We start from the raw sequence: 21,278 nt of genomic DNA, 5'->3' as shown, positions 1-21,278 counted from the left end.
GCCGTGTTGCCGTTGTGGCCAACTTTTAATGGGGGTATCACTGGAATACCTTTCGTGGCCTATGCCACTACAGGCGCTAACTCGGTTTCGTGGAGTTGGCCCGATTGGTTCGGTAAGGGAAACCCTTGGTACATCCCCAGCCGCATCATTGTGTATACGAGGACATGATGGCCAGGCTTGTTACGTACAACGAGGCCGGTGTGCTGACGTTTGACAGCGCATACCGGCAACTGGTGGTGTTGGGTAGCGGTTCCGCCACGCTTGGCATCGTTGCTATGAACAGGTATCGAAATCCACTTTACTGGACGAGCGGAGTTGTTCCGTTGACACCTGGCGCCGTACTGCGTGCCTTTCAGGGGCCGTACCCGGCCGTAGGTGTTCAGGATGTGAATGGCAACGCGTACATCCGCGGTTGCAGCAATGACCCAACGCAAAAACAGATAAGTGTTTCGTATTTTGATCTGGGCCCTCCAAGCGTAATGGTCGCTGGCGGCGCGGGTTTGGTCATGTACACGCCGAGCGGCGAGCTGGCGTTCTCCAGCGCGCAGCCCGCGGCCAAGCTGGTACGCCCAGGGGCGGTCGTAGCTGGGCGGTCGTACGCGGCGATTCCCGTCAACAGCCGATTGAACATCACTGTCTATGGTGTTGGATCAATCTCGCCAATGTGGACGGGGTGTTCGGCGGCGTCAATGAACGGCACCACACTAGTTACACGAGCGCCAAGAGGCGGACAGAGTGGTGAGTACCCCTGGGGAAATACTGCCGGCCTCGCATTCAACTACACGCCGTATGTCGGAACCCACAACGGAGAGTGGATTGGGCCTTCGGTCGACCCCTTGATTTTTGATGTTACCGACGCCTTCGCTTGAGAGCGTCACATTCCAGTACACAGCCCGCCTCGGCGGGCTTTTTTTCGCACATACAACGGGAGCAGCAATGCGAACCCATCAAAGGAGTAGTGACATGGAACCAAGTTCGGGGGTAGCGGCGGGGGCGGGAGCTGGAGCCGCGGCCGCCGCTGCTGCGCTGAAAGTTGCGGCGGCGCACGGTGCATTTGCGGCGCTAGCCGCCTTGCTGGGGCTGCTGATCCTGCCGCCCAGGACGCGGCGGGAATTCGTGGTGCGCACTGTATCGACGGTGATTTGCTCATTTGCGTTCGGCCCTGCCGTGGCGGCGGCAGTGCTGGCGTGGTTCCCAGCGCTTACCGAGTCGCTGGCCTGGCTGGCGCACAACATAGGCGGCGATGACGAATTTCTCGCAAAGATGTACGTGCTCGGGCCTTGTTCGTTGCTGGCTGGCCTGCCGGCTTGGTGGGTGCTAGGCGGGTACATGCGCTGGATGGCACGCATTAAGGAGATTGGGCTGATGGCTTGGATTGATGAATTGATGGCGCGCCTTCCTTGGTGCCGTCGGGGTGGGGAGGAATGACCATGGACCTCAAGACGATCAGCGAAAGCGCGATCACGCCTGCGCTGACGCTGCTGCCGGCCGCCATGGATACGCAGGCGGCGCGTGCAATGCTGCTGGCAATCGGCCTGCAGGAAAGTCGATTCACGCACCGCCAGCAAATCGGCGGCCCTGCGCGGGGCTTCTGGCAGTTTGAAAAGGGGACGCGCGTGAGCCGCGGTGGAGTGTGGGGTGTGTTCCTGCACGCCGCCAGTAAGGGGCATCTGACTGCGCTGTGCAAGGCGCGCAGCGTGGCTTGCGACCCGGACTCGATCTATGCGGCGTTGGAGTACAACGACGTGCTGGCGGCCGGCGTGGCGCGCCTGCTGCTCTGGACCGATCCGAATGCGCTGCCGGCCGTTGGCGACTCGGACGCGGCGTGGTCGCTGTACCTGCGCACCTGGCGGCCGGGCAAGCCCAAGCCGGATAGTTGGCCGGATCTCTACCGCCAGGCCGTCGCGCAGGTGCGGCCATGAACCCTTTCCTGCGCATGGCGGTGCCCTGGATCGGCGGCGCGGCGGTGGTGATGGTGCTGGGCGCGGGCGTGGCGCTGTACGGATCCAGCCGCTACCACGACGGCATCGCCGAGGCCAACGCGGACCACACCATGGCCGAGCTGAACGAATTCAAGGCCCAGACCGGCCGGCTGGCCGGCATCGCCACCACCTTCGAGGCGAGCGTAGCCGAGCTGCGCGCCGCTGAGCCCAAGGTCATCGAGAGGTACACCCGTGTTGAAGTCCAAAGCCCTTTGCCTGCTGGCTGTCGTATTGACGCTGGCCGGCTGCAGCACATCAACGAAGCCGGCCGCCTGGCCAATACTGCCGGCCAACCTGGCCCAGCCGTGCCCGTCGGTGCCCGAGGTGACCAGCGATAGCTGGGACGACTTCGCGCGCAGCTACATGGCGCTGGCGGTGCAGTATGGGCAGTGTGCGGCGCGTCATCGGGCTACGATTGAGGCGTGGCCGAGATGAAAAAGCCACCCGGAGGTGGCATTGCCCTGCTAGGTGGCCTGAATATCCATTAAGGTGAACGTTGAGCGAACCTGTCTTCCTACGGATCTCACGTCCTTGACCGCCAAATTTGCTCGAACTTTCGCGCCGAGAAATTTCCGTAGCTCTTGGTCTTGGTTCAGTCTCAGGCGAGCGAGCAGGTCGCGATCTACCCGGCCCTTTACAACTTGACCCGGGGGGGCGACCTCCAATTCGAATCGTTGACTATCAGGAGTGATGTACAAAACACCGTATTCCCAGCGCTGAGACTCTTCCAGGGCCAGCGTGTCAGTCTTTTCCCGGGCGATGCTGATGTCTTCGCGATCAAGTTGAAAGTCCGTGTCTCCTTCAACGATACGCATCGTAGCGCCGGATTCATCCAACAACGCAAAGAACTCACGAAGCGAGATGAGAATCCGCTCATCCAAAAACTCAGCAGCGTCCTCAATGTCGTTCTTCACGAGGTCACGAATCAGGGTGGTGACCTCTTCTACTGAGCGCTTCAAAGGAGTGTCTAGAAGCTGCTCCTGTTCAATTTTTGCGGCTTCTTCGAGGACGAAACCGAATGAACCGCGAGCAACCTCCGTGACAAGCAATGACGCATCAGGTTTCTTTGGTACCCGGCCGCGGTCCTTTAGCACCTTTCCTTCGGCAGCAGTCGCGTAGCGCTTGGCGACGATAGCTTGAAACGTGTCGATCGCACGCCCAGCGAAGGTGGCATCAATTCCGCGAGAACCAACAACTGGCTTGCCCCCAAAATAGAGAGCGATCGCGGCGTGATTGCAGTCCTGCGCTGCTAGAGCCTGAATAGCTTCTTGCAGCTGGCTTTTTCGCTGGGAGAATTGGTACCAGCCAATGGGATCGTCGTCTTGCTGCCGAGTAGCAAGCAAGGATTCCACGTTTGCCAGATCCGCTTTCAATGATGAAATTTCCAGATTCTTTAGCATCGAGGTCTCCTAGGCTTCCGCACGCAGCGCGTCACGTTGCGCTTCGAGGTGTAGGGTGGCGTCGAGGTCATCTTCGTCCAGCCCGATCTGGAGCATTCCTTTCCAAAGGCTCGTCTCCCTCTGATGCGAGAACAAGCCGAACCAATACCGAGTGTCATCCACAAGTTTAGTCGAATCCTTGCTCAAGTCCACGAAATACGCGTCGCATTTGAACGTCTGCTTAGTTTGCCGCGGATCCAGCAAGTGGGAATAGCTCCCCAAAAAATCTTGCGCAGTTCCAGGCAACCTGCCAAACGTCACGACGTCGACGTCTGCGGGTGCGCGGCCGCGCGTGACCTCAACGTTCTCGACAAAACTCCCGTCGATCCATTGGAATCCGGATGACACCCCGGCCCTTTTTAAAGCTGTTCGATAGTCTAAGAGGCCCAGCAATAGCTCGACTCTTTCTAGGGACGTACCTAAATGAACTGCCAAGTCGAGAACGGAGCTTTTATAGGGAGACATCTGCGCGCGGTTGCCCGGAACGTCACCCGTAAAGGGAGGGAGCACACCGGAAATGTTGAAGCTTGGAATCATCGCTAAGTCTCTTCTCCGATCATCGCCGGCAGCATAGGTGGCCTGCTACCGTATCAAGTCATAAAGATGCAATTTTCGTGTTTGGTTACAGCGGGATACTGTGCTTGCACGAAGTTCGGCGTCACAGGTCTATGCGGGGCCTGGAAGCGGCTCTACGACCGCACCCACTGCCCCACCTTATCATCCCGCAGCCTGGCGCCAGCTTAGACGAAAACGCCCCAACCCGTGAGGGGCCTGGGGCGAATGCGCTGCGGCGGCCGGCATGGGCGTTGCGAGCGTAATAAATCTATCACGGCCATTGGCTTCGTGGTGGCGTCAAGCTCGCTCAATGGTCCATTGCATCCACCAGCCTTGGTAGTAGCGCACGCCTGCTATTTCTTCGAAGCCGACGACCATCATGCCGCGGTCTGACGCGAAGGTCAGGAGTTGAGGTTCAAGTAGATCGGGGATGGCGCTAGGCACAGTGGCGCCGAACTTCGCCAGCGCGTCCATAGTCATGCGCGGAACATGCCGATTCAGGCCTTTGTGAAGCATGGAGTACATCCGGACCGTGCCCACGACGGGCTGGCCTGGATCGTTGTCGCGGCGGCGTTCGCCGAGGTGGTGGGTGCGTAGGACGCAGCACTGGAATTGCACGATCTTGCTCAAAAATACTGTATGTTTGTACAGTATAATTTGGTCTGAGATTGGTGCAATTAGGCCCCGATTTCGGCCGTTAGGGGATGGAGCATGGCGGACGTGACGGACTGGCAGCAGAGGGACGAGAACTACTGGGCGGGGCTTGGTGGCTGGACTATCTGCCGGGTGTTCGCGCAGAACCGGTGGCAGTACGAGGTCTGGGCGGCGAACGGTACACGCCACGGTATGGAGCCATCCCTCGCTGCCGCGATCACGCTCTACGACAAGGTCAAGCCGACGCCATAGGTGGCACAGGTTCGATAGCGTCGGGTAGTTGGTACTTAGAGTTCCCCACCTCCTGGCGCACAGGATTCCAAGTAAAGGCGGCTTCGGGCAGTCCTTGAGAGAGCAGTGGAACCACCTGCATGGCGGTTAGGTCGGGGTCGATCCATTGCAGCGCCAGATCAGGAGGCAGCGCCACCGGCCGGCGGTCGTGTACGTCGACCATGCCGCCCGCGGCGTCATTGGTCACGATGGCGAAGCCGTGGGTCTCGTCCTTCTCGGCGCCCGGCCGCCAGTTGCTCAGGCCGGCAAAGAACAGGGGGCCACCGTCGGCGGCGTGTATGTAGTACGGCTGCTTGGGCACCTTCGCTCCATCGCCGAGGGCCTTCCATTCGTACCAGCCATCCGCCGGCACCAGGATACGTCCATGGGCCGTCAGCAGCTTCCACGGCCAAGCGTTGGCGAGGATCTTGTCCAGTCTCGCGTTTGACATGAGGTACTTGGAATTGTGGGGGCGCCAGCCCCAGGGCAGCCGCTCCAGTTCGAAGTCGCCCGCGAGCCGATGCATTGCCATGGGCCGCGTCCCTGGCGGGATGTTGTAGCGGGGGCCGGCCGGGTCATCGAAGACCCGGCGAGGGTTGGGAAAGATGCGCTCGACGTAATCGAGCGGCCCGGACTTCTGGACGATGCGACCGCACATGACGCACTCCTGACCAGGGGGGAAGGGTCAGTATAGGATCAGCGGCCGGGATCAGGTTGGGCGGCCGGTAGGTGTCGCCTGCGCTCAATTTCGGCCAGATAGGCGGCGGTCAGTGCCTCCAACATGGCTTTTTCTTCGGGCGTCAGGGCTTCCCAGTCCTGAGGGGTGATGGTGTCGAAGGGCCAAGCTTCCATAGCGGTCAGTCTATGCCGCTCATGGCGCTTTCGGCACCTCTGGATTGACATGTAGGACTGCACGCAGGCTGTTGCTGGTGCCGCTGCACGCATGGTAGTTCGCGTTAGAACCGATGCCCGGAGACCCGCATAAACACGTAGTCTGTTCTCTAGGTTGGTTCTAACGCAGCACGTAAAAAAACCAATTAAATCAGGTGGATATCTCCTTTCTTTACGGGCCTTCTAAGCCCGGGGTCGGGGGTTCGAGCCCCTCCTGCCGCGCCAGGAATTTTCGTGGAATCAATGATTTACGCGTGTTTGGTTGGCGCCGGCATGGCAATTATTAGAATAATCTGGCCGGCGTCGGAACGTTAACAGCGGCAAGATCACGCTGTGCAGCTGGTTTGACCTTCGGCTATATTCCGGCTTCCCGGCCGCAGCACTTTGTCGCCTTCGTTCTGGAGCCGGTTGAAGCGACCGCACCCTTGCCCTTGCCGCGGCCGACATCCGGGGACTCCTGGCGGTGAACGAATTGAGATGAGACGAATGAAGTACGCAGCTCTGATTTTGTCGGCGGTATTGCTTCAAGGTTGCGCCGGATCGCCCTTGTCGAACCTGGTCATGAACCAGCGCTATCAGACGACCAGCGACGTGACGGCTTCGTGGGTTGGGGCGTCGGAGGATGATCTATACATGTCCTGGGGACCTCCGCAGTCCAGCCAGGTCCTGTCTAACGGCCGGGCCAAGATCGTTTCCTACGGCTATGCATGGGTCACGAATACCAGCGACTCCACGACTTGGAATTACGTTCCCGAGTATTCCAGATGCGATCAGCGGTTTCTCGTGGAAGATCACATCATCACCCGCTGGTTTTCCTCGGGTGGCTGCCCGAAAAGGCCCAAGGGGGCCAAGCTGATTCCCGGTGACACGCCGATACCCAAGCCAACCCTCTAGTCGGCCGCATCTCCCGGAAAACCCGCCAAACGTGCATTGGCGGGTTTTTACATTTCCGCTGCCTGGCCCGAGCGGTAGGGCCGCGACCTTCCCATCCGCCTGCGCGGGTTCGGCTTCCCGTGGTCCACTCCATCGCCCTAGGCTCTGCTCATGACGCAGCGGTCATCGGCGCCCTCGCTCCCGCGGCCTTCGCCCCTGCGCTTGCGGGTGACGGGTTGGGGGGGCGGCGGGCCTCCAGTCTCTGCCGTGAACAGGGCCACCCTGGGACACCACTGTGCGGCTCGTCCTTGAAGCCTGGAACTTTTTGCTTGCGGTCGTCACCCACAGAGACGTGACGCGTAAGGATGCCCCTAATGTCAATGTCTCCCTCTCTAGAAGCGCGCCCTGCCGCTCTCGCCGTGAGCGCTTCATCAACCCAGGTTCAGACCCGCGATCTCGAAGCAGCGGTGCGGCTGGAGCGATATCTGATGCTCCAGGATAAGGTCCGGCAACAAGCTGGCATCGTCCAGGGGCTGAACGACCAGCTTCGCCTGTTGGGGCAGGAAAAGGCCTCGTTGGTTGGCGACGTCTCACTGTCGCAGGCATCTCAAGGCCGGTTGTTGGAGCTTGACGATGAAATCAACAGGTTGGTTGCGCTGCAGACAAAAGAGAGTGTGCGTCTGCGGGAAATGTCTGCCAAATTGGCAGAGGCAATGGAAGCCGTTAACGCGGTCCAGGCAAAACTCTTTGATACCGCAAGTAGCGTGATCACCAATCTCCGCTGAGCGTCAAGCGGCCAAGGCTGGGGGGAAGACTTGCGCCACGGGATCTGGGACAGGGAACGCTGCGCCAAAGGTGCGCCATGGGCCAGCGAGGCTTGGAGCGGACTAGCTAAGCATGGAGCGGCGGGAGTTTCCCGCATTGGCAGGCGTCTGGCCCATCGCTAATTCCAGTTGCGGCCTCATGCGGTGAGGATCCCCGTCTATTGGCGCGGGAATGATCTTTGTCCGCCTCGCTCCCTGTGCGAGGTAGAAAGCTTCCGCATGAGGTTCCGCGTCGATCGTCAAGACCGTCGCACCGCGTTGCCCAGCGGTTTCCACTGCATGGGCGAACAAGGCGCGGCCAAACCCCTGGCCAATCCATTTCGGGTCGAGCCACAGATTTTCCAGCGCCCACGCGCCGTTGCCGGCAGCCGCCAGCGTGTAAAAGCCGATCACACCGGCGTCGTTCTCGGCCACGACGAAGGGACCCGTGTCAAGCCAGGATTCACGCGGGGTCAGATCTTCGCGCCACTGTTCCAGTTGCCGCGCTGAGTAACCCCAATGCCCCTTCGACGCGAGCGCGAGCTGCCCCAGGCGGGGGATGTCTGAAAGACTTGCAGGACGAAAGCGCATCAAGGTTCCCTTCGGACGGCGATTGACAAGCCGTAGGGTACCGCAACGGGTGCGGGGATCCCTGCGCGCTTCGGCATGGCAATTGCTTGCGGATCCCACCGGCCAATGACGGCCGGCGAAACGGGAGATGACCATGTTTGCTCACAACAAACGCTTGCAGTACACCGTGCGCGTCGCGCAGACCAATCCCGGGCTGGCCAACCTGTTGTTGGAGCAGTTCGGCGGCCCCCAGGGAGAGCTGGCGGCGGCGTGTAGGTATTTCACTCAGGCGCTAGCGGAGGACGATCCGGGGCGAAAGGACATGCTGCTGGATATCGCCACCGAGGAGCTGAGTCACCTCGAAGTGATAGGTACGTTGGTGGCCATGCTTAACAAGGGAGCCAAGGGCGTGCTTGCAGAAGCCACGGAATCGGAGGCCGATATCTACCGGCGCTTGAACGGGCCGGGCAATGACTCACATGTGACGCAAGTGCTCTTCGGTGGCGGGCCCGCGCTGGTCAATTCCGGCGGTCAGCTTTGGAACGCCGGGTATATCGATACCATCGGAGACCCCTCCGCGGATCTGCGTTCGAACATCGCCGCCGAGGCGCGGGCCAAGATCATCTACGAGCGACTGATCAATGCCACTGACGATCCCGGCGTCAAGGAGGCGCTGGGCTTTCTGATGACGCGTGAAGTGTCGCATCAGCGCTCGTTCGAGAAGGCGCTGTATTCAATGGAGCCGAACTTCCCGCCCGGAAAGCTGCCAGGCGATCCGCGCTTTGCCAACGTCTACTTCAACATGTCGCAGGGAGAGGGCGATACGCGCGGGTCGTGGAATAGCGATGAGCATTTCAACTATGTTTCCGACCGCGACGAGCAATGCGCCATTGATGGAGACGGGCTGGCGTCGGTAGGTCTTGCCGAGGATGAAACGAAGGCGCTGCAAGCCATGGTCGCCCGTACGGCATCGGATCCCGCCGTCGACCCGGTGACAGGCACGGAGCTGGGCGACGGCAGCATGCTGACGGATCGCGATCAATATTAAGAGGAGGCCTCATGTCCAAATCACCCTTTCATGCAGAGTCGACGAGCGAACGGCATAACGGTCAGCCGCAGGTCGATCGTCCCGGACGGGATTCAGCCAATCCCGACCCGGATACGGGGTCGGGTTACCCAGCCGGCGGTCATAGACGCGAGCAAGGCAAGGATGCGTACGGTCGCGGGCCGCTGCAACGTCGACAGGCTGGACTGCCCCCTGAGCCGGACAGCAATGCGCCGCTCGAAAAATCGCGTTGAATATCTCAACTTTGGCGGCCGCCTGGGGAGCGGCCGTCCTATTGGGGCGATCGACCCGCACCCCGCGCATGCCGTGCCAGGTCGGCCAGATGTGAATGACTGCAGACCGCGTTGGCGCGTCCTCGGTGGGACGCGTGGGCCCGGGCTCGATAGCGCCTCCAGGGCCCTGCCGCCGCAAGAACACGCTGGCGGGCATGGAAGAGGCCGGCCAGCGCGAGCGGCACGCGCAAGTCGCCCGGTGCGCCGTCAGGGTGACTCCGGGTCGGCGTGGACGTCCATGCGCTACCCGTGGCTTTTCGGTCCGCGGCGATCAGGCATTACTGAGGCGTGTCCTGCGCGGGTTTGAACGTCTTGGAATCTTCATTCGGCCGCGACGTGGCGGGGGGGGCGTCGAATTCGGTCGCTTTCTTGAGTGGGGTGTGGGCGGCGATATCCAGATCTGGCAAGGAGGATTGGCACGGGCCTGGTTAATTCCGGTTCACTTACGGCTCGTGGGGGATTTCCATGGCACGCAGTGGTGTGCATGGTAAACCCGGGCTTTAGCCCATTACCCATCCAACGTCTTGAACAGCCATGGTCAATATCTCCCGCGAAACTTCCGAGCAGACCGAGCAACGCCTCCGACGCGTCATCACCGAGGCGCGATTGCGCATATATCCGGGCACCTATGCGTTCACTGAATTTCCTCTGGATGATTTTCCCGGGGCTGTCCGCGAAGATGCGCTTGCGCTGGTGCGGGACGACAATGTGTGGAGCCAGCTTATTCCCAGCGATGGGACGCATGAAGAACCATTCGGGCTCTTTCGATTCCATTTTCCGCCGGGCGCGGACAACAGCGGCTTCGTGGGGTGGCTGGCGACGCATTTAAAGAATCGGTTTGGCACAGGCGTATTTGTCACGTGCGGGCAAAATCATTCGGATGGCGGCATATTCGACTACTGGGGGGTGCCGGCGAGGCTCGCGGAAGAAGTGTTTGGCGAGGTGCGGCGGCTGGTCGAAGGGCGCTGATCAATCCATGTGCCGCACGCGCTGACCGTGCGGTTCGGCTCACGCATTCCCTTTGATTGGGCTGGATTGTCTTGATTTGAGACTCGTTCCAAGTGTTCGCTCGCAATGATGAGAATATCTATTAGTTGAGCCTGTGGAATGGTCTTTTCCGTTGATGGAATATTTGGCAGAATAAAAGCCCGGCCTTTATTCCTCGCGGACGCCCATGAGCAGACATAGATTTGCCCTGAGCAAGATGATCAGCGCGGCAAGAAAAAACTGGCGCCCCTTTCTATTGGGCGTGTCGGCCGTATTCTTGCTCGCGTTCCTGTGTATTTTGTATTTACTGGATTCGGCGCGCACCGAACGTGCCGCTTTTTTCATTGGCGGCACATTCGCAGGCATGGTCGGCCTCGCGATGTTGGTCTGTCGACGCTGACCCTGGCGGCCCCAGCGGCCCGTCCTCGTTGGCGGCCGGGCGCGCCTCGCATGCGCGGCGCGGCGGCCCATGGCTGCGCGCGGTGTACAGCCCGTAACCACCGCTACGGCCTTGTTTCAGGGAAGGGCCATACACTGCGCGCATCTTCATTCCTGAGTGGTTGCCATGAAAATCATCTGTGCCTTGGCGGTGCTGGCGTCTTTGCTGGCCGGCTGTGCGGTGTACACGCCAGACGGCGCCGTGGTGGTGGATCCGCACCGGGGTGGCGGCGGCGGATTCTGCCCGCCAGGCCAGGCCAAGAAGGGCAATTGCTGACCGCTGGCGCAATGCTGGCGCGGCATGGCATCGCCAGTCCCCGCGTCCGCCGCCGGTCAGCCTAGACGATGACGGGCGCCGTAAGCCGCATCCTCGTGGCCACCGGCGCGCCGCTCCCGTCCGCGCTCCGCGTGCTTTACCAAGCACCGCAACGCTGTTGCTCCCATTATCGGTATCGCCGCCGGCCGCTAGCGGCGCATGCCGCTGCCTTCGTGGCCGATCCCGTCTGAACAGGAGGGGGGCCGGGCCGGCGTACCCGGCTCCGCGCGGGCGCCCTGGTGAATGTCTGCACGCCTGACTACGGTATAGTCGGCGCGCAAACGGACCAGGAGGGAAGATGCGCAAGGTGTTGATGGGAATGATCGTGGTCGCGCTGGCTGGTTGCGGTTCGATACCGGTGGATATCGAAACCGCGCCGCGCGCCAAGGCGTCGACGGTGATGGAACCCGCTTATCTGGTGGCGGGCGCCGACAAGGGCGTGGTGCGTATCGTGCGCGACGGCGGCATTGCCGGTTCCGCCCTCAACGCGGTCATCTATGTGGACGGCCGCTATATCGCCAGTCTCGATTCCAACCGCGTGCTGGAATTGCAGGTTCCCGCGGGAGCGCACCGGGTCGGCCTGCAGATGATGAACGTGGGCGAGCCGATCCAGTATCTCGACCTGGATGTGGTGGCCGGCCGTACTTATGATTTCCGGGTCAGCGTCACCGGCAACGGATGGACGGCGGACGGGCACCTGGACCGCCTGAGATAATCATTCCCCTGCATTCCATGTTTCGCTCCCTGTTGCCGAGCCTCTGCGCGCTGCTCGCCTGGTTGCCCGCGCAGGCCCAACCGACCTGGCAGTATCTCCTGCCGCGGCCGGATGGTTCGGCCATCGTCTACTACCTGCAGCGGCACGACCCGGCGCGGGCCGCCGACAGCCTGCTGGTGGTGGCGCAGGGCTCCGACTGCAACAGCGTGGCGCACAATCGCGCCATCCACCGGTACCTGCGGCATGCCCTGCCAGGCGCGGACCTGCTCACGGTCGACAAGTACGGCATCGAGGTCTCCCTGCCGTACCGGGACGACGACGGCAGCGAAAGGGCCGACTGCCCGCCCGCATATCTGCGGCACGACAACTTTGATCAGCGCGTGCGCGATTACGCGGCCGTCATCGGCCTGTTGCGCCGGCAGGAGGGGTATCGCCGGGTAGTGGCCGTGGGCGGCAGCGAAGGCGCGGTGGTGGCGAACCTGCTGGCCGCCCGGGGCGGCCTGGTGGATGCCAGCATCGCCTTCAATGGCGGCGGGCGCTGGTTCCTGGAGGACGTGCTGCACGGCATTGCGACGGGCGATGCGCCAGCGTCCGAGAAGGCGCAATCCATCGAGGGATTGCGTGGCTTCGCCCGCTACGTGAGCGAGACGCCGTCGTCCGACCTGGTCGCGAGCAATCATGGCCACGAATGGTGGCGCCAGGCGCTGGCGCTGGATCAGCGGGCGCTGCTGGAGCAGGTGCGCACGCCGTTGCTGGTGATCCAGGCAGGCGCGGACACGTCGGTGTCGCCGGACTCGGTGGCGCGGATGGTCGATGCGCTGCGGCGCGCCGGCCGCGGCAATATCGAGTATCGCGCCTATCCCGGATTGGATCATGGCCTGCGCGAGCCCGACGGCACGCCGCGCATGGGCGAGGTGGCGGCGGACATGGCGGCGTGGATCGGGGCGCTGCCGCCGCCCGCGCCCTGAGCGCCTTTTCTACAATACGGGCTGGCTTCATCAGGACAGACCATGCCCACTCCCCAGGACATCATGCGGCACTACGACTCGGATCCGGACGAGGATCCGTGGGTGCGCGGCAGGCCGGCGCCGGAGCCCGTGCGGGTCGCGCCGTACGACCCCGAGTGGCCGGCCCTTTACGCGCGGCTGGCCGCGGATATCGGCGCCGCGCTCGGCGCGGCGCTGCTGCGCATCGACCATGTCGGCTCGACGGCGGTGCCGGGCCTGCCGGCCAAGCCGGTGGTGGACATCGATGTGGCGCTGGCCGATCCGGCCGACGAGCCCGCCTATGTGCCGGCGCTGGAGGCCATCGGCTACGTGCTGGTGATCCGCGAGCCTTCGTGGCATCAGCACCGCTGCCTGCAACGGGCCGCGCCCCGGGTCAACCTGCATGTGTTCGGGCCGGACTGTCCCGAGAACATCCGCCACCGCATGTTCCGGGCGGCCGGTTTCATCTAGCGCCTGCGATCAGCGCCCATGCTCAGGGGGTGACGACGGCGCGGCGATGCTGTACAGGGCGGGATGGGCCGATTGCGGCGGCGGGAGGACAACACGTCGAGCCGGGCCATTTCCGCCGCATGATGGCTTGCGCGGAAATGTGTCGGACATCGGCGCACATGATGCTGTTGGGCGCCGAAAACCATGCGCAGGTATGTAATGTCTGCGCCTCCGCATGCCGGGCCTGCGCGGCCAGTTGTGACGCCATCGAGGGGATGCGTGCATGCGCGGACACTTGCCGCGCGTGTGCACAGGCCTGTGAACGCATGAGGGGATGAGGTGTTCGGCAGCGGGGCGACTCAGCTGCCGACGATCTGGTCGATATGGCGCGCTTGGTCATGGAAGACGAACGGCCGGCGCAAACCGCGCGCTGAACGCGATGGGGTGGCAGTCTTTTCGGCCAATGCTGGCCGCCTTATCGGACGCCGCCCGTGCTCCTCGCCATGGCGCGGGCGTAGACCTCCAGGGTGCGGTGCATCTGGCCCGCCAGGCGCAAGTGCGATTCGGCATAGTCGCGCGCGTGGGCCACGGCGGCGGCGGTGGCGGCGGGGTCGTTGCGGATCCGCGTGATGCGGTCGGCGAAGCCGTCGATGTCGCCGGGTTCGGCCAGCCAGCCGGTGGCGCCGGGCCGGACGAGCTCGGGCAGCCCGCCGACATTGCTGGCCACCACCGGGCAACGCACCGCGAACGACTCCGGCACCACGCGCGACCACGCTTCGGTGGCGGAAGGCACCAGCACCACGTCGGAAGCGTGCATCATGTCGGCCACATCGCCGCGGTGACCGGTGAACACCACATGCCCGGCGATGCCCAGCTGCAGCGCCAGATTGCGTAGCGCGTCCGCATAGGACTGGGTGGTGGCGGTGGCCATGCCCACCACCAGGGCGGCGGCCGGCACCCCCTGGCGGCGCAGCCGCTGCACCACGCGCAACAGGTCGGCCTGGCGCTTTTCGGGGCGCAGCATGCCGATGGTCGAGATCACGCAGGCGTCCGGGGCCAGCGTCAGTTCGCGCCGCACCAGGCGGCGCACGCTGGATTTGTCGGCGGCGCGGAAGAAATCCTCGCCGGCCCATTCCCCCACCACACTGATGCGGTCGGCGGGCGCGAGCCCGGCATCGACCAGCGCGTCGCGGCCGGCCGCGCTGGTGGCGATGACCTGATCGCAACCCAGCTTCCATTCCAGGCGGCGGCGCGCGCTGGTGGGCATGGGCTTGGCGAAGTGGCGTGTGCGCACCACGGCGCACAGGTCGCGGCATAGCGCGGCGGTCTTGCCGTCGGCGCGGCTGTGGCTGTCGATGACATCGATGTGCAGCCGCCGCACCGCGCGGCGCAGCCGCAGTACGGTGAGCGGCGAGTAGGGGGCGTCGAAGTCGATGTCGATGGTGGCGATGCCGCGCTGGCGCGCCGCCAGGTTGATGGCGCTGCGCGCGGGCGCGGCGATGGCCGCGTCATGGCCGTGGCGCGCCAGCCAGCCGGCCTGGTCGAGTGTGCGGAATTCGAGTCCGCCCAGGCTTTTTTCGCCGAGAGTGTGCAGGATTCGCATGGCCTGAATAAAGGAAGGGATCGGCCCGATTGCGTCAGGCGCGCGCCAGGGGCGCGTGCGCCAGAACCTGCTCGCAGGCGTGCAGGACCTGGTCCGGGGTGATCGAATTGATGCCGTCGGGCGGATGCCGGGGCACCACGTCGGCGGCGCCGCGTCGGCGCCAGAACCACTCGGGGTTGGGCTGGTTGAAGACGCCGACGTACGGCACGCCGGCGGCCTGCGCCACATGCGACGGGCCGCAGTCGTTGGCGACCACCAGCCGCGCGCGCAGCATGATCGCGCTCAGCTCGGATAGCGGGCGGCAATAGGCCACCTCGACATCGGCGCGGCGCAAGGCGTCCAGCTCGGCGCGTTCGCGCGCTTCCTGCCGCCCCAGCACGAAGGTGTAGCGGGTGTCGGCGCCCAGCAGCGGCTTGAGCCGGTCGGCCAGCCGCAGGTAATGCGCCAGGCTCCAGCGCTTGAACGGGCCCGAGCCGCCACCGGGAACAAACACCACGTCGGCGCCGAGCGTGGTGTGGCGGTGCGTCCGGGCCAGTTCGGTGAAGCAGCGGCGCGCCGTTTCCTCGGCGTTCAGCGGGCGGTATGCAGCCAGCAGGCGCAGGTTGGCCAGGCCGATGTATTCGGCCTCGTCCTTGCGATGGCAATGGGTCCACACCAGGTCGCTGAAGCGGGCATTGCGAAAGCCCAGGCGGATGGCCGGCAGCCGCAGCAGATTGATCAGGCCGAAGCGCTCGCTGCTGTGGTGCAGGCTGACCGAAACCCGGGTGTGGCGTGACAGGCTGCCGAGGTAATCGCGCAGGGTGCGCGCGCGCAGGAATTCGTCGACCCAGGGCAGGCCGCGATAGATGTGGCCGACATCGTCGCGCGCCACCACCTTGACCCGCTTGTCGGGCCACCATGCCTTGAGTTGGTACAGCGTGGCGAAGGCGACGATCTGGTCGCCCAACTGGGGCTGGCTTCTGACGTAGACAACAATGTCCGACACGCGACCTCTCCGGGGTAGCCTATGTATTGGCTACGAAATCTAAAGGAGGAGGCGGCGAAATTTTCTTCGATAGATTTAAAGAATGTGAAGATTGGGTCGGCGCGGCTTAATAGAAATACATATCTGCGGCGCCGGGAGAGGGGATGGCCGTGCGGCGGAGACGGGCGCCCCGGCCGCATGGCCCGCGCGCCGCGTTCAACTGATGTTCTCCCAGCCGCGCATGCCGTCCCGCGGATGCGGCGGCAGGGGCCGGGTCAGGCGGCGCGTCAGCGCCACCGCCTCTTCCAGCGTGGCCACGGCTTCGTGCGGAATGCCAAAGGCCTTGGCGGCGAGCGCGCCTTGGCGGCTGGCCTCGGCGCGCCGGGCGGCGTCCGGCTCGACGCTGATCTGGGCCCGGCACAACAGGCCCAGCCGCGCCTTGTTGTGTTTGAGCCAGAGGCCGCGCTGCTTGCGGTCTTCGTGCGTTTCGGCCGGGTCCAGTTCGATGTAGGCAATGGTGAATGGCTGGCCGGCGGCCAGCAGCGCCTCCATTTCCGTCTGCCATTGCGCGGCGTAGCCGGGCTGGGCATGGGTCGGGTCGAACAGACAGAGCGGAAAGCGCCGGACGTCGTGGATGCGGAAGGGGACCGAAAGCAGGCTCATGAGGGGCTCCTGGTGGGGGGCGAGGGGGAAGAGTCCGGTGTCGCGGGCGGCAGGCCGGCGCCAAGCGCCTTGTACAGGCCGATGGCGTGGCGCACGCGCGCCAACTGGCTCAGCGCCAGGGCGTCGCGCGCCTGGTAGGTGGTGCGTTGCGCGGTCAGCACGTTCAGATAGCCGCTCAGGCCGTTGCGGTACAGCCGCGTCGCGCGGTCGAGCGCATCCTGGCTGTCATGCACGGCCGCGGCCAGCGCCCGCTGGCGCGCCTGTTCGGCGTTCAGGCCGGCCAGCGCGTCCTCGACGTCCTGGAAGGCGCGCTGCAGGCTGCGCGCGTAGGCCAGCCGGCTCGCCTGCGCCCGGGCCTCGGCGGCGCGCACGCCGGCCGCCGCCTGGCCGCCGTCATAGACCGACTGGCTGGCGCCGACGCCAAGCGACCACAGCACGCTGGCATCGCTGAACAGGTTGTGCAGCAGGCTGGCGGCGCTGCCCAGGCCGAGCGGAATGACGAAGGTCGGAAAACGGTCGGCCGTGGCCACGCCGACCCCGGCCGTGGCGGCCGCCAGCCGGCGTTCGGCGGCGCGGATGTCGGGCCGGTTGCGGATCACCTCGGACGGCAGGGCGGCCGGCAGGGCCGGCGGCACCAGCAGCGGCTGGCCGGCGGCCATCAAACGTTGCTTCAGCTCGGCGGGAAAGCCGCCCGCCAGCACCCCGATGGCATGTGCCAGGCGGGCGGCGTCCCCCTCCAGCTCGGGTACGCGGGCCTCGGCCGCCTCGCGTTCGGCGCGCGCCTGGGCCACTTCGGCGGGGGTGCCGAGCCCGTGGCGCGCGGCGCGTTGCGCCAGCCGCTCGGCCGCCACCAGCGTGGCGATGTTGTCGCGGGCGATCGCGCCACGCGCCTGCGTGGCGCGCAGCGCGGCATAGTCGGCGGCCAGTTCGGCCAGCAGACTGACGCGTACCGCGTGGCCGTCCTGGGCGATGGCCTGCACCTCGGCGTCGGCGCGTTCGAGCGCGCGGTGGCGGCCGCCGAAGACGTCCATTTCCCAACTGGCATCCAGGCCAAGGGTGTAGGCGCGCGATTCGCCGATGCCGGGCGGGTAGTCCAGCGCCCGCGGCGAGCGCGAGGCGGTGGCATTGGCCTGCGCGCCGACCGAGGGCCCCAGGCGGCTGGCGACCTGGTCGCGTTCGGCGCGCGCCTGCGCCAGTCGCAGGCGGGCGATGGCCAGGTCCTGGTTGCGTGCCAGGGCCTGCTCTTGCAGCAGGTCCAGCAACGGGTCGTTGAAGGCCTGCCACCATTGCGTCAGCGTGGCAGGGTCGGTGGCCGCGGCGTCCGGCAGGGCTTCCGACCAGTCCTGGGGATGGGACGGGGTCTCCGGTCGATAGTCGGGGCCGACGGCGGCGCAGCCGGCGAGCGCGAGGGCCGTGGCCAGGGCCAGGAGGGGGCCGCGCGGCGCGCGGCGGCGGGGGGCGACGGGCGCCGCCGCCGGGGGCGAGTGGGGGATCCGCATGGCTGGCCTCCTACATCAGGTCGCGCAGCCAGCCGGCCAGGCGGCCGCGCGCCACGTGTGTCTCGCCGGGCTGGCCGATGTCGACGCTGCACGTCATGCCAGCCGCCAGCCGCACGCCGTCGGGCAGCGCGTCGATCTCGATGCGCACCGGGATGCGCTGCGCCAGGCGTACCCAACTGAAGCTCGCCTTGACCGCCGGCAGCCCGTGCTCGTCCTGGCCGTCGTTGTCGTCGGCGATGCCGTGCCCGATGGAGGCGACGCGGCCATCGAGCAGCGGCTCGAAGCCCATCAGCTTGATGCGCGCGGGGGCGCCGGGGCGGATCCTGCGCAGCTTGGTCTCCTCGAAGTAGCCGGTGACCCAGAAGCTGTGGGCGTCCAGCACGGCGATGCCGGGCTGGCCCGCCAGCGCGTAGTCGCCGGCGCGCAGACGCAGCCGGGTGACGAAGCCGTCCACCGGCGAGCGCAGCACGCTGCGCGCCAGGTCCAGCTCGGCCACCTCCAGCGCGGCCCGCGCGCGGCGTGCCTCGGCCTGGGCGATGGCGACGGCGCGGCCGGCGCGCTGGATGTCCTCGCGCGACACCAGGTCGTCCAGGCCGCTGCGGCGTCGCGCTTCGTCCTGGCGTTGGCGCAGGGTCTCGTCGGCGGCGGCCGCTTGCGCGCGGGCCTGTTCCAGCGCCAGTTCGAAGCGGCTGGGGTCGATGCGGTAGAGCACGTCGCCGCGCTTGACTGGCTGGTTGTCGTCGACGGCCACCTCGGACACCGTGCCTGAGACTTCGGGCGCGACGCGCACCACGTGGGCGCTGACGCGTCCGTCGCGGGTCCAGGGCGCCAGCACATAGGCATTCCAGAGGGCGGCCGCCAGCAGGCCGGCGGCGGTCAGCGTGGCCAGCGTCAGGGCCACGCGCGTGGTTTTCTTCAATATCGGAGACATGGGCATACGGCAATCAAAGGGTCAGGATCAGCAGGGACACCAGCGCCAGCGACACGGCGAACTCGAACAGGGCGGGGTGCCAGACCCGCCGCAGCAGTCCGCTGCGCGCCATCACGACGCGCAGCAGCCAGTACAGCGGCACGGTGGCGCAGGCATAGAGGAAGAATGGCGGCACATAGATGCCGGCAATGGCGAATTCACTCAGCACGGGATAGCTCCGGGAACGGTTGGGCATTGAAATAGCCGGCATGGTCCTGGATCAGCCAGTGGATGTCGGCGAAGGCGGCCATGGCCTTCTGCGCGGCCTGGCGTTGCGCGGGCGGCGTCGCCGGCTGGCGCGCCAGCAGCCGGGCCAACTGGCGGGCGGCGCGGCGCGCATGCAAGGCCCGCCGCGTGGCCGGCGCGTCGCCTTGGGCCAGGCGCTCCAGCGCCCGCTGCGCCAGGCGGGCGCCGTCGGCGGGCAGCGCGCGGCTCGCCAGCAGCCGCTGGACGCGCAGCACTTCTCGGCCGAGATGGATCGCCGCCAGGCTTTGCGCCAGGGCGACGGTCAGGGTCTCGGGCCGGCCCTTGAGCATGGCGCCCAACTGCGCCAGGCGATGTTGCTGGCGTTGCTGCCAGCCGCGCTGGCCGGGCCGTTTGCCGCGCAGCAGCGCCAGCGCGTCGTCGCGGATGGCGTGGCGCAGGCGCAGCGCGTCGCGATGGGCATCGCGCGGCAGGATCAGGCGGAAGCACAGCAACGCGAAGGCGGTCGCCAGCACCCACGCCACGGCGTAATTGGCGAAGTCTTGCAGCGCGTAGTGCATGGGGTTGTCGGCCGCGGCCAGCGTGTTGAAGGCCACCAGGTAGGCCAGCCCCGTCAACGCCGTCGCGGGGGCGCTGGTGGCATAGATGCCCGGCAGCCAGAACAGCGCCAGCGTCAGCGCCAGCAGCGGGAAGCCGTCCAGGCGCGGCAGCACGCCGAAGGCGCAGAGCCAGGCGGCCGGCACCGCGTACAGTGTGCCGCGGAGAAAGGCGCGGGCGCCGGCCGGCGGGTCGCCGGCGGTGGCCAGCAGCGCGCAGTAGGGCCCCAGCACCAGCAGCATCATGTCGCCTTGCGGCCAGCCGGTGTACAGCCAGAACAGGCCGGCAAGCACGATGGCGCTCATCGAGCGCAGGCCGTTGCGCAGCGCGCCGGCATAGTCACGATGGAAGCGTACGGGCGCGCCCGCCGCCGGCGCCCGCGGCGTCGACAGGGCCGCCAGGCCGTCCAGCGCCACCAGGTAGGCGTCCACTTGTTCGCGCAGCCGGTCGGCGGCGATCAGCAGCGCGGCCTCGTGTCGCGCGTCCGCGCGATCGGGGATGGGCAGCGGTTCCGCCAATTGCCGGCGGGCCTGGCGCAGCAGGCCCGCCGCGCGCGCCGCGTCGCCCTGCCGCAACGCCTGGGCCACCCCGTCCCAGGCCTGTTGCAACGGCGTCCGCAACGCCGCCAGGGCCGGGCAGCGCGCGTGGTCGCCGGTCGGCGCGGCGCCGCCCACCAAAGCCCCGAACAGCGCCGCCATGCCGTTGCGGATGGCGGCGGCGCGTTGCGCCAGGTCTTCGGACTCGGCCTTGCCGGCGGCCAGCACGTCGTCCACGCCGTATACCTCGGCGATCACGTCCTGCCGTGCGGATTGCGCCTCGACGGGCGCGGCGTGCTGCTGGCGCGCGATCGCGCCGGCCACGCCGGCGGCCAGCCGCTGGTATTGCGCATGCAGCCGGGCGCGCAGGGTGCGGGCGCTGAACAGGCTGCTGACCAGGCCCAGGCAGACGGCGCCGACCATCACGGTGGCGCCGCGTCCCATGACGTGCTCGAAGGTGTGCTCGGGGTGGCCCATGGCGCCGTAGGTGGCCAGGCCGATGGTGTAGCCGGCCACCACCGCGCCCGACGCGCGGAAATGGCGCAGCAGCGTCATGGCGCCGACGCACAGCCCGAGCCAGGCGCCGAAGCCCAGGATGAACAGCAGCGGCATCTGGCCGGCCACGGCCATCAATGCCACGGCCGCCAGCATGCCGACCAGTGTGCCGATGATGCGCCAGGCGCCCTTGCCGATGACGGCGCCCTGCACCGGATTGATCACCAGCAGCACGGTGGAGGCGGCCGAGAACGGCATCTCCAGTTCCAGCAGGTAGGCCACGCCCAGCGCCAGCAGGGCGGCGGCGGTCGAGCGGGCGATGTAGGCGCCGCGGGGAGTGATCAGGTCCAGCCGCGCCAGCAGGGCCAGCGCGCGACCGTGCCGGGAGGACGGGGCGTCCGCGACGGCGGACGGGGCTTGGGACATGGACGGTGCGCTCCGGAATGCTTGCGATAAGCCAGTCTAGGAGCGGCTCCGGGC

At 65.9% G+C, this 21,278-nt stretch carries 27 protein-coding genes; 14 read left to right on the top strand and 13 right to left on the bottom strand.

Annotation, left to right across the window (positions count from 1 at the left end):
• Positions 1–164: 164 nt before the first annotated feature.
• The 4 genes from ABFG95_RS06760 (at position 165) to ABFG95_RS06745 (ending at position 2,320) form a co-directional block, all read left to right on the top strand.
• Positions 165–869, top strand: coding sequence for a hypothetical protein (locus tag ABFG95_RS06760; protein ID WP_348995640.1), 705 nt, complete (start codon positions 165–167; stop codon positions 867–869).
• 94 nt (positions 870–963) lie between these two features.
• Positions 964–1,428 (top strand): hypothetical protein, encoded by a 465-nt coding sequence (locus ABFG95_RS06755; RefSeq protein ID WP_348995639.1) that lies wholly within the window; start codon positions 964–966, stop codon positions 1,426–1,428.
• 2 nt (positions 1,429–1,430) lie between these two features.
• Positions 1,431–1,922: a hypothetical protein gene (locus ABFG95_RS06750; RefSeq protein WP_348995638.1), complete on the top strand. Its 492-nt coding sequence runs from the start codon at positions 1,431–1,433 to the stop codon at positions 1,920–1,922.
• Entirely contained in the window at positions 1,919–2,320 is a 402-nt protein-coding gene (locus tag ABFG95_RS06745) for a hypothetical protein (RefSeq protein ID WP_348995637.1), read from the top strand. The genes ABFG95_RS06750 and ABFG95_RS06745 overlap by 4 nt, the downstream gene beginning before the upstream one ends.
• A 126-nt stretch (positions 2,321–2,446) precedes the next feature.
• Here the strand turns inward: ABFG95_RS06745 and ABFG95_RS06740 are convergent, their stop codons facing one another.
• The 3 genes from ABFG95_RS06740 to ABFG95_RS06730 form a co-directional block, all read right to left on the bottom strand.
• Positions 2,447–3,382 (bottom strand): hypothetical protein, encoded by a 936-nt coding sequence (locus ABFG95_RS06740; protein WP_348995636.1) that lies wholly within the window; start codon positions 3,380–3,382, stop codon positions 2,447–2,449.
• Positions 3,383–3,391: 9 nt separating this feature from the next.
• Positions 3,392–3,958 carry a hypothetical protein gene (locus ABFG95_RS06735; protein WP_348995635.1) on the bottom strand — a complete coding sequence of 189 codons (567 nt, stop codon included), beginning with the start codon at positions 3,956–3,958 and terminating at the stop codon, positions 3,392–3,394.
• 315 nt (positions 3,959–4,273) lie between these two features.
• Positions 4,274–4,606 (bottom strand): hypothetical protein, encoded by a 333-nt coding sequence (locus tag ABFG95_RS06730; protein ID WP_348995634.1) that lies wholly within the window; start codon positions 4,604–4,606, stop codon positions 4,274–4,276.
• 81 nt (positions 4,607–4,687) lie between these two features.
• Here ABFG95_RS06730 and ABFG95_RS06725 point away from each other — a divergent pair, with 81 nt between their 5' ends.
• Positions 4,688–4,882 (top strand): hypothetical protein, encoded by a 195-nt coding sequence (locus tag ABFG95_RS06725; protein WP_348995633.1) that lies wholly within the window; start codon positions 4,688–4,690, stop codon positions 4,880–4,882.
• On the opposite strand, the gene ABFG95_RS06720 is transcribed toward ABFG95_RS06725, so the two are convergent.
• Positions 4,866–5,558, bottom strand: a complete 693-nt coding sequence (locus ABFG95_RS06720; protein ID WP_348995632.1) for an SOS response-associated peptidase — start codon at positions 5,556–5,558, stop codon at positions 4,866–4,868. The genes ABFG95_RS06725 and ABFG95_RS06720 overlap by 17 nt on opposite strands.
• 38 nt (positions 5,559–5,596) lie before the next feature.
• The gene (locus ABFG95_RS06715) at positions 5,597–5,752 is read right to left on the bottom strand and encodes a hypothetical protein (protein ID WP_348995631.1); all 156 of its coding nucleotides are present in this window, start codon (positions 5,750–5,752) and stop codon (positions 5,597–5,599) included.
• 525 nt (positions 5,753–6,277) lie between these two features.
• On the opposite strand from ABFG95_RS06715, the gene ABFG95_RS06710 reads away from it, so the two are divergent.
• Both ABFG95_RS06710 and ABFG95_RS06705 read left to right on the top strand, forming a co-directional pair.
• Positions 6,278–6,685 (top strand): hypothetical protein, encoded by a 408-nt coding sequence (locus ABFG95_RS06710; RefSeq protein WP_049072795.1) that lies wholly within the window; start codon positions 6,278–6,280, stop codon positions 6,683–6,685.
• 353 nt (positions 6,686–7,038) lie between these two features.
• Positions 7,039–7,449, top strand: a complete 411-nt coding sequence (locus tag ABFG95_RS06705; protein ID WP_144419105.1) for a hypothetical protein — start codon at positions 7,039–7,041, stop codon at positions 7,447–7,449.
• Positions 7,450–7,551: 102 nt separating this feature from the next.
• Here ABFG95_RS06705 and ABFG95_RS06700 read toward each other — a convergent pair whose 3' ends face one another.
• Entirely contained in the window at positions 7,552–8,193 is a 642-nt protein-coding gene (locus tag ABFG95_RS06700) for a GNAT family N-acetyltransferase (RefSeq protein WP_175147116.1), read from the bottom strand.
• Here ABFG95_RS06700 and ABFG95_RS06695 point away from each other — a divergent pair.
• From ABFG95_RS06695 to ABFG95_RS06665, 7 genes are all read left to right on the top strand, one after another.
• On the top strand, positions 8,192–9,085 hold the full coding sequence (locus ABFG95_RS06695) for a manganese catalase family protein (RefSeq protein ID WP_049077618.1): 894 nt from the start codon (positions 8,192–8,194) through the stop codon (positions 9,083–9,085). The two genes, ABFG95_RS06700 and ABFG95_RS06695, sit on opposite strands and share 2 nt — an antisense overlap.
• A gap of 824 nt (positions 9,086–9,909) precedes the next feature.
• The gene (locus ABFG95_RS06690) at positions 9,910–10,344 is read left to right on the top strand and encodes a DUF6196 family protein (RefSeq protein WP_068953158.1); all 435 of its coding nucleotides are present in this window, start codon (positions 9,910–9,912) and stop codon (positions 10,342–10,344) included.
• 583 nt (positions 10,345–10,927) lie between these two features.
• A complete protein-coding gene (locus tag ABFG95_RS06685) occupies positions 10,928–11,077 on the top strand; it encodes a hypothetical protein (protein WP_167352796.1) in 150 nt (49 codons plus the stop codon).
• Between the two features lie 337 nt (positions 11,078–11,414).
• Positions 11,415–11,831 (top strand): hypothetical protein, encoded by a 417-nt coding sequence (locus ABFG95_RS06680; RefSeq protein ID WP_063584346.1) that lies wholly within the window; start codon positions 11,415–11,417, stop codon positions 11,829–11,831.
• 17 nt (positions 11,832–11,848) lie between these two features.
• On the top strand, positions 11,849–12,799 hold the full coding sequence (locus tag ABFG95_RS06675) for a prolyl oligopeptidase family serine peptidase (protein ID WP_348995630.1): 951 nt from the start codon (positions 11,849–11,851) through the stop codon (positions 12,797–12,799).
• Positions 12,800–12,841: 42 nt separating this feature from the next.
• Positions 12,842–13,288, top strand: coding sequence for a GrpB family protein (locus tag ABFG95_RS06670; RefSeq protein WP_348995629.1), 447 nt, complete (start codon positions 12,842–12,844; stop codon positions 13,286–13,288).
• 119 nt (positions 13,289–13,407) lie between these two features.
• Entirely contained in the window at positions 13,408–13,605 is a 198-nt protein-coding gene (locus tag ABFG95_RS06665; RefSeq protein WP_348995628.1) for a four-helix bundle copper-binding protein, read from the top strand.
• A 137-nt stretch (positions 13,606–13,742) separates the two neighbouring features.
• On the opposite strand, the gene ABFG95_RS06660 is transcribed toward ABFG95_RS06665, so the two are convergent.
• From ABFG95_RS06660 to ABFG95_RS06630, 7 genes are all read right to left on the bottom strand, one after another.
• Complete coding sequence (locus ABFG95_RS06660; protein WP_063588888.1) at positions 13,743–14,870, bottom strand: glycosyltransferase family 4 protein; 1,128 nt, start codon at positions 14,868–14,870, stop codon at positions 13,743–13,745.
• Positions 14,871–14,904: 34 nt separating this feature from the next.
• Positions 14,905–15,855, bottom strand: a complete 951-nt coding sequence (locus tag ABFG95_RS06655) for a glycosyltransferase family 9 protein (protein ID WP_068981428.1) — start codon at positions 15,853–15,855, stop codon at positions 14,905–14,907.
• 195 nt (positions 15,856–16,050) lie between these two features.
• Positions 16,051–16,497: a hypothetical protein gene (locus ABFG95_RS06650; RefSeq protein ID WP_049072804.1), complete on the bottom strand. Its 447-nt coding sequence runs from the start codon at positions 16,495–16,497 to the stop codon at positions 16,051–16,053.
• Entirely contained in the window at positions 16,494–17,996 is a 1,503-nt protein-coding gene (locus ABFG95_RS06645; protein ID WP_348995627.1) for an efflux transporter outer membrane subunit, read from the bottom strand. Before ABFG95_RS06645 ends, ABFG95_RS06650 begins: the two co-directional genes overlap by 4 nt.
• A gap of 10 nt (positions 17,997–18,006) precedes the next feature.
• Positions 18,007–18,927, bottom strand: coding sequence for an HlyD family secretion protein (locus ABFG95_RS06640; RefSeq protein ID WP_049077622.1), 921 nt, complete (start codon positions 18,925–18,927; stop codon positions 18,007–18,009).
• A 13-nt stretch (positions 18,928–18,940) separates the two neighbouring features.
• Positions 18,941–19,135: a DUF1656 domain-containing protein gene (locus ABFG95_RS06635; protein ID WP_049072805.1), complete on the bottom strand. Its 195-nt coding sequence runs from the start codon at positions 19,133–19,135 to the stop codon at positions 18,941–18,943.
• Entirely contained in the window at positions 19,125–21,224 is a 2,100-nt protein-coding gene (locus tag ABFG95_RS06630; protein ID WP_348995626.1) for an FUSC family protein, read from the bottom strand. Before ABFG95_RS06630 ends, ABFG95_RS06635 begins: the two co-directional genes overlap by 11 nt.
• Positions 21,225–21,278 lie beyond the last annotated feature (54 nt).

The sequence above is a fragment of the Achromobacter sp. HNDS-1 genome, assembly GCF_040084795.1.
Lineage (GTDB): Bacteria > Pseudomonadota > Gammaproteobacteria > Burkholderiales > Burkholderiaceae_B > Achromobacter > Achromobacter ruhlandii.
Note: the sequence above shows the minus strand (reverse complement) of the source record. Positions and strands in the feature narration are given on the sequence as shown.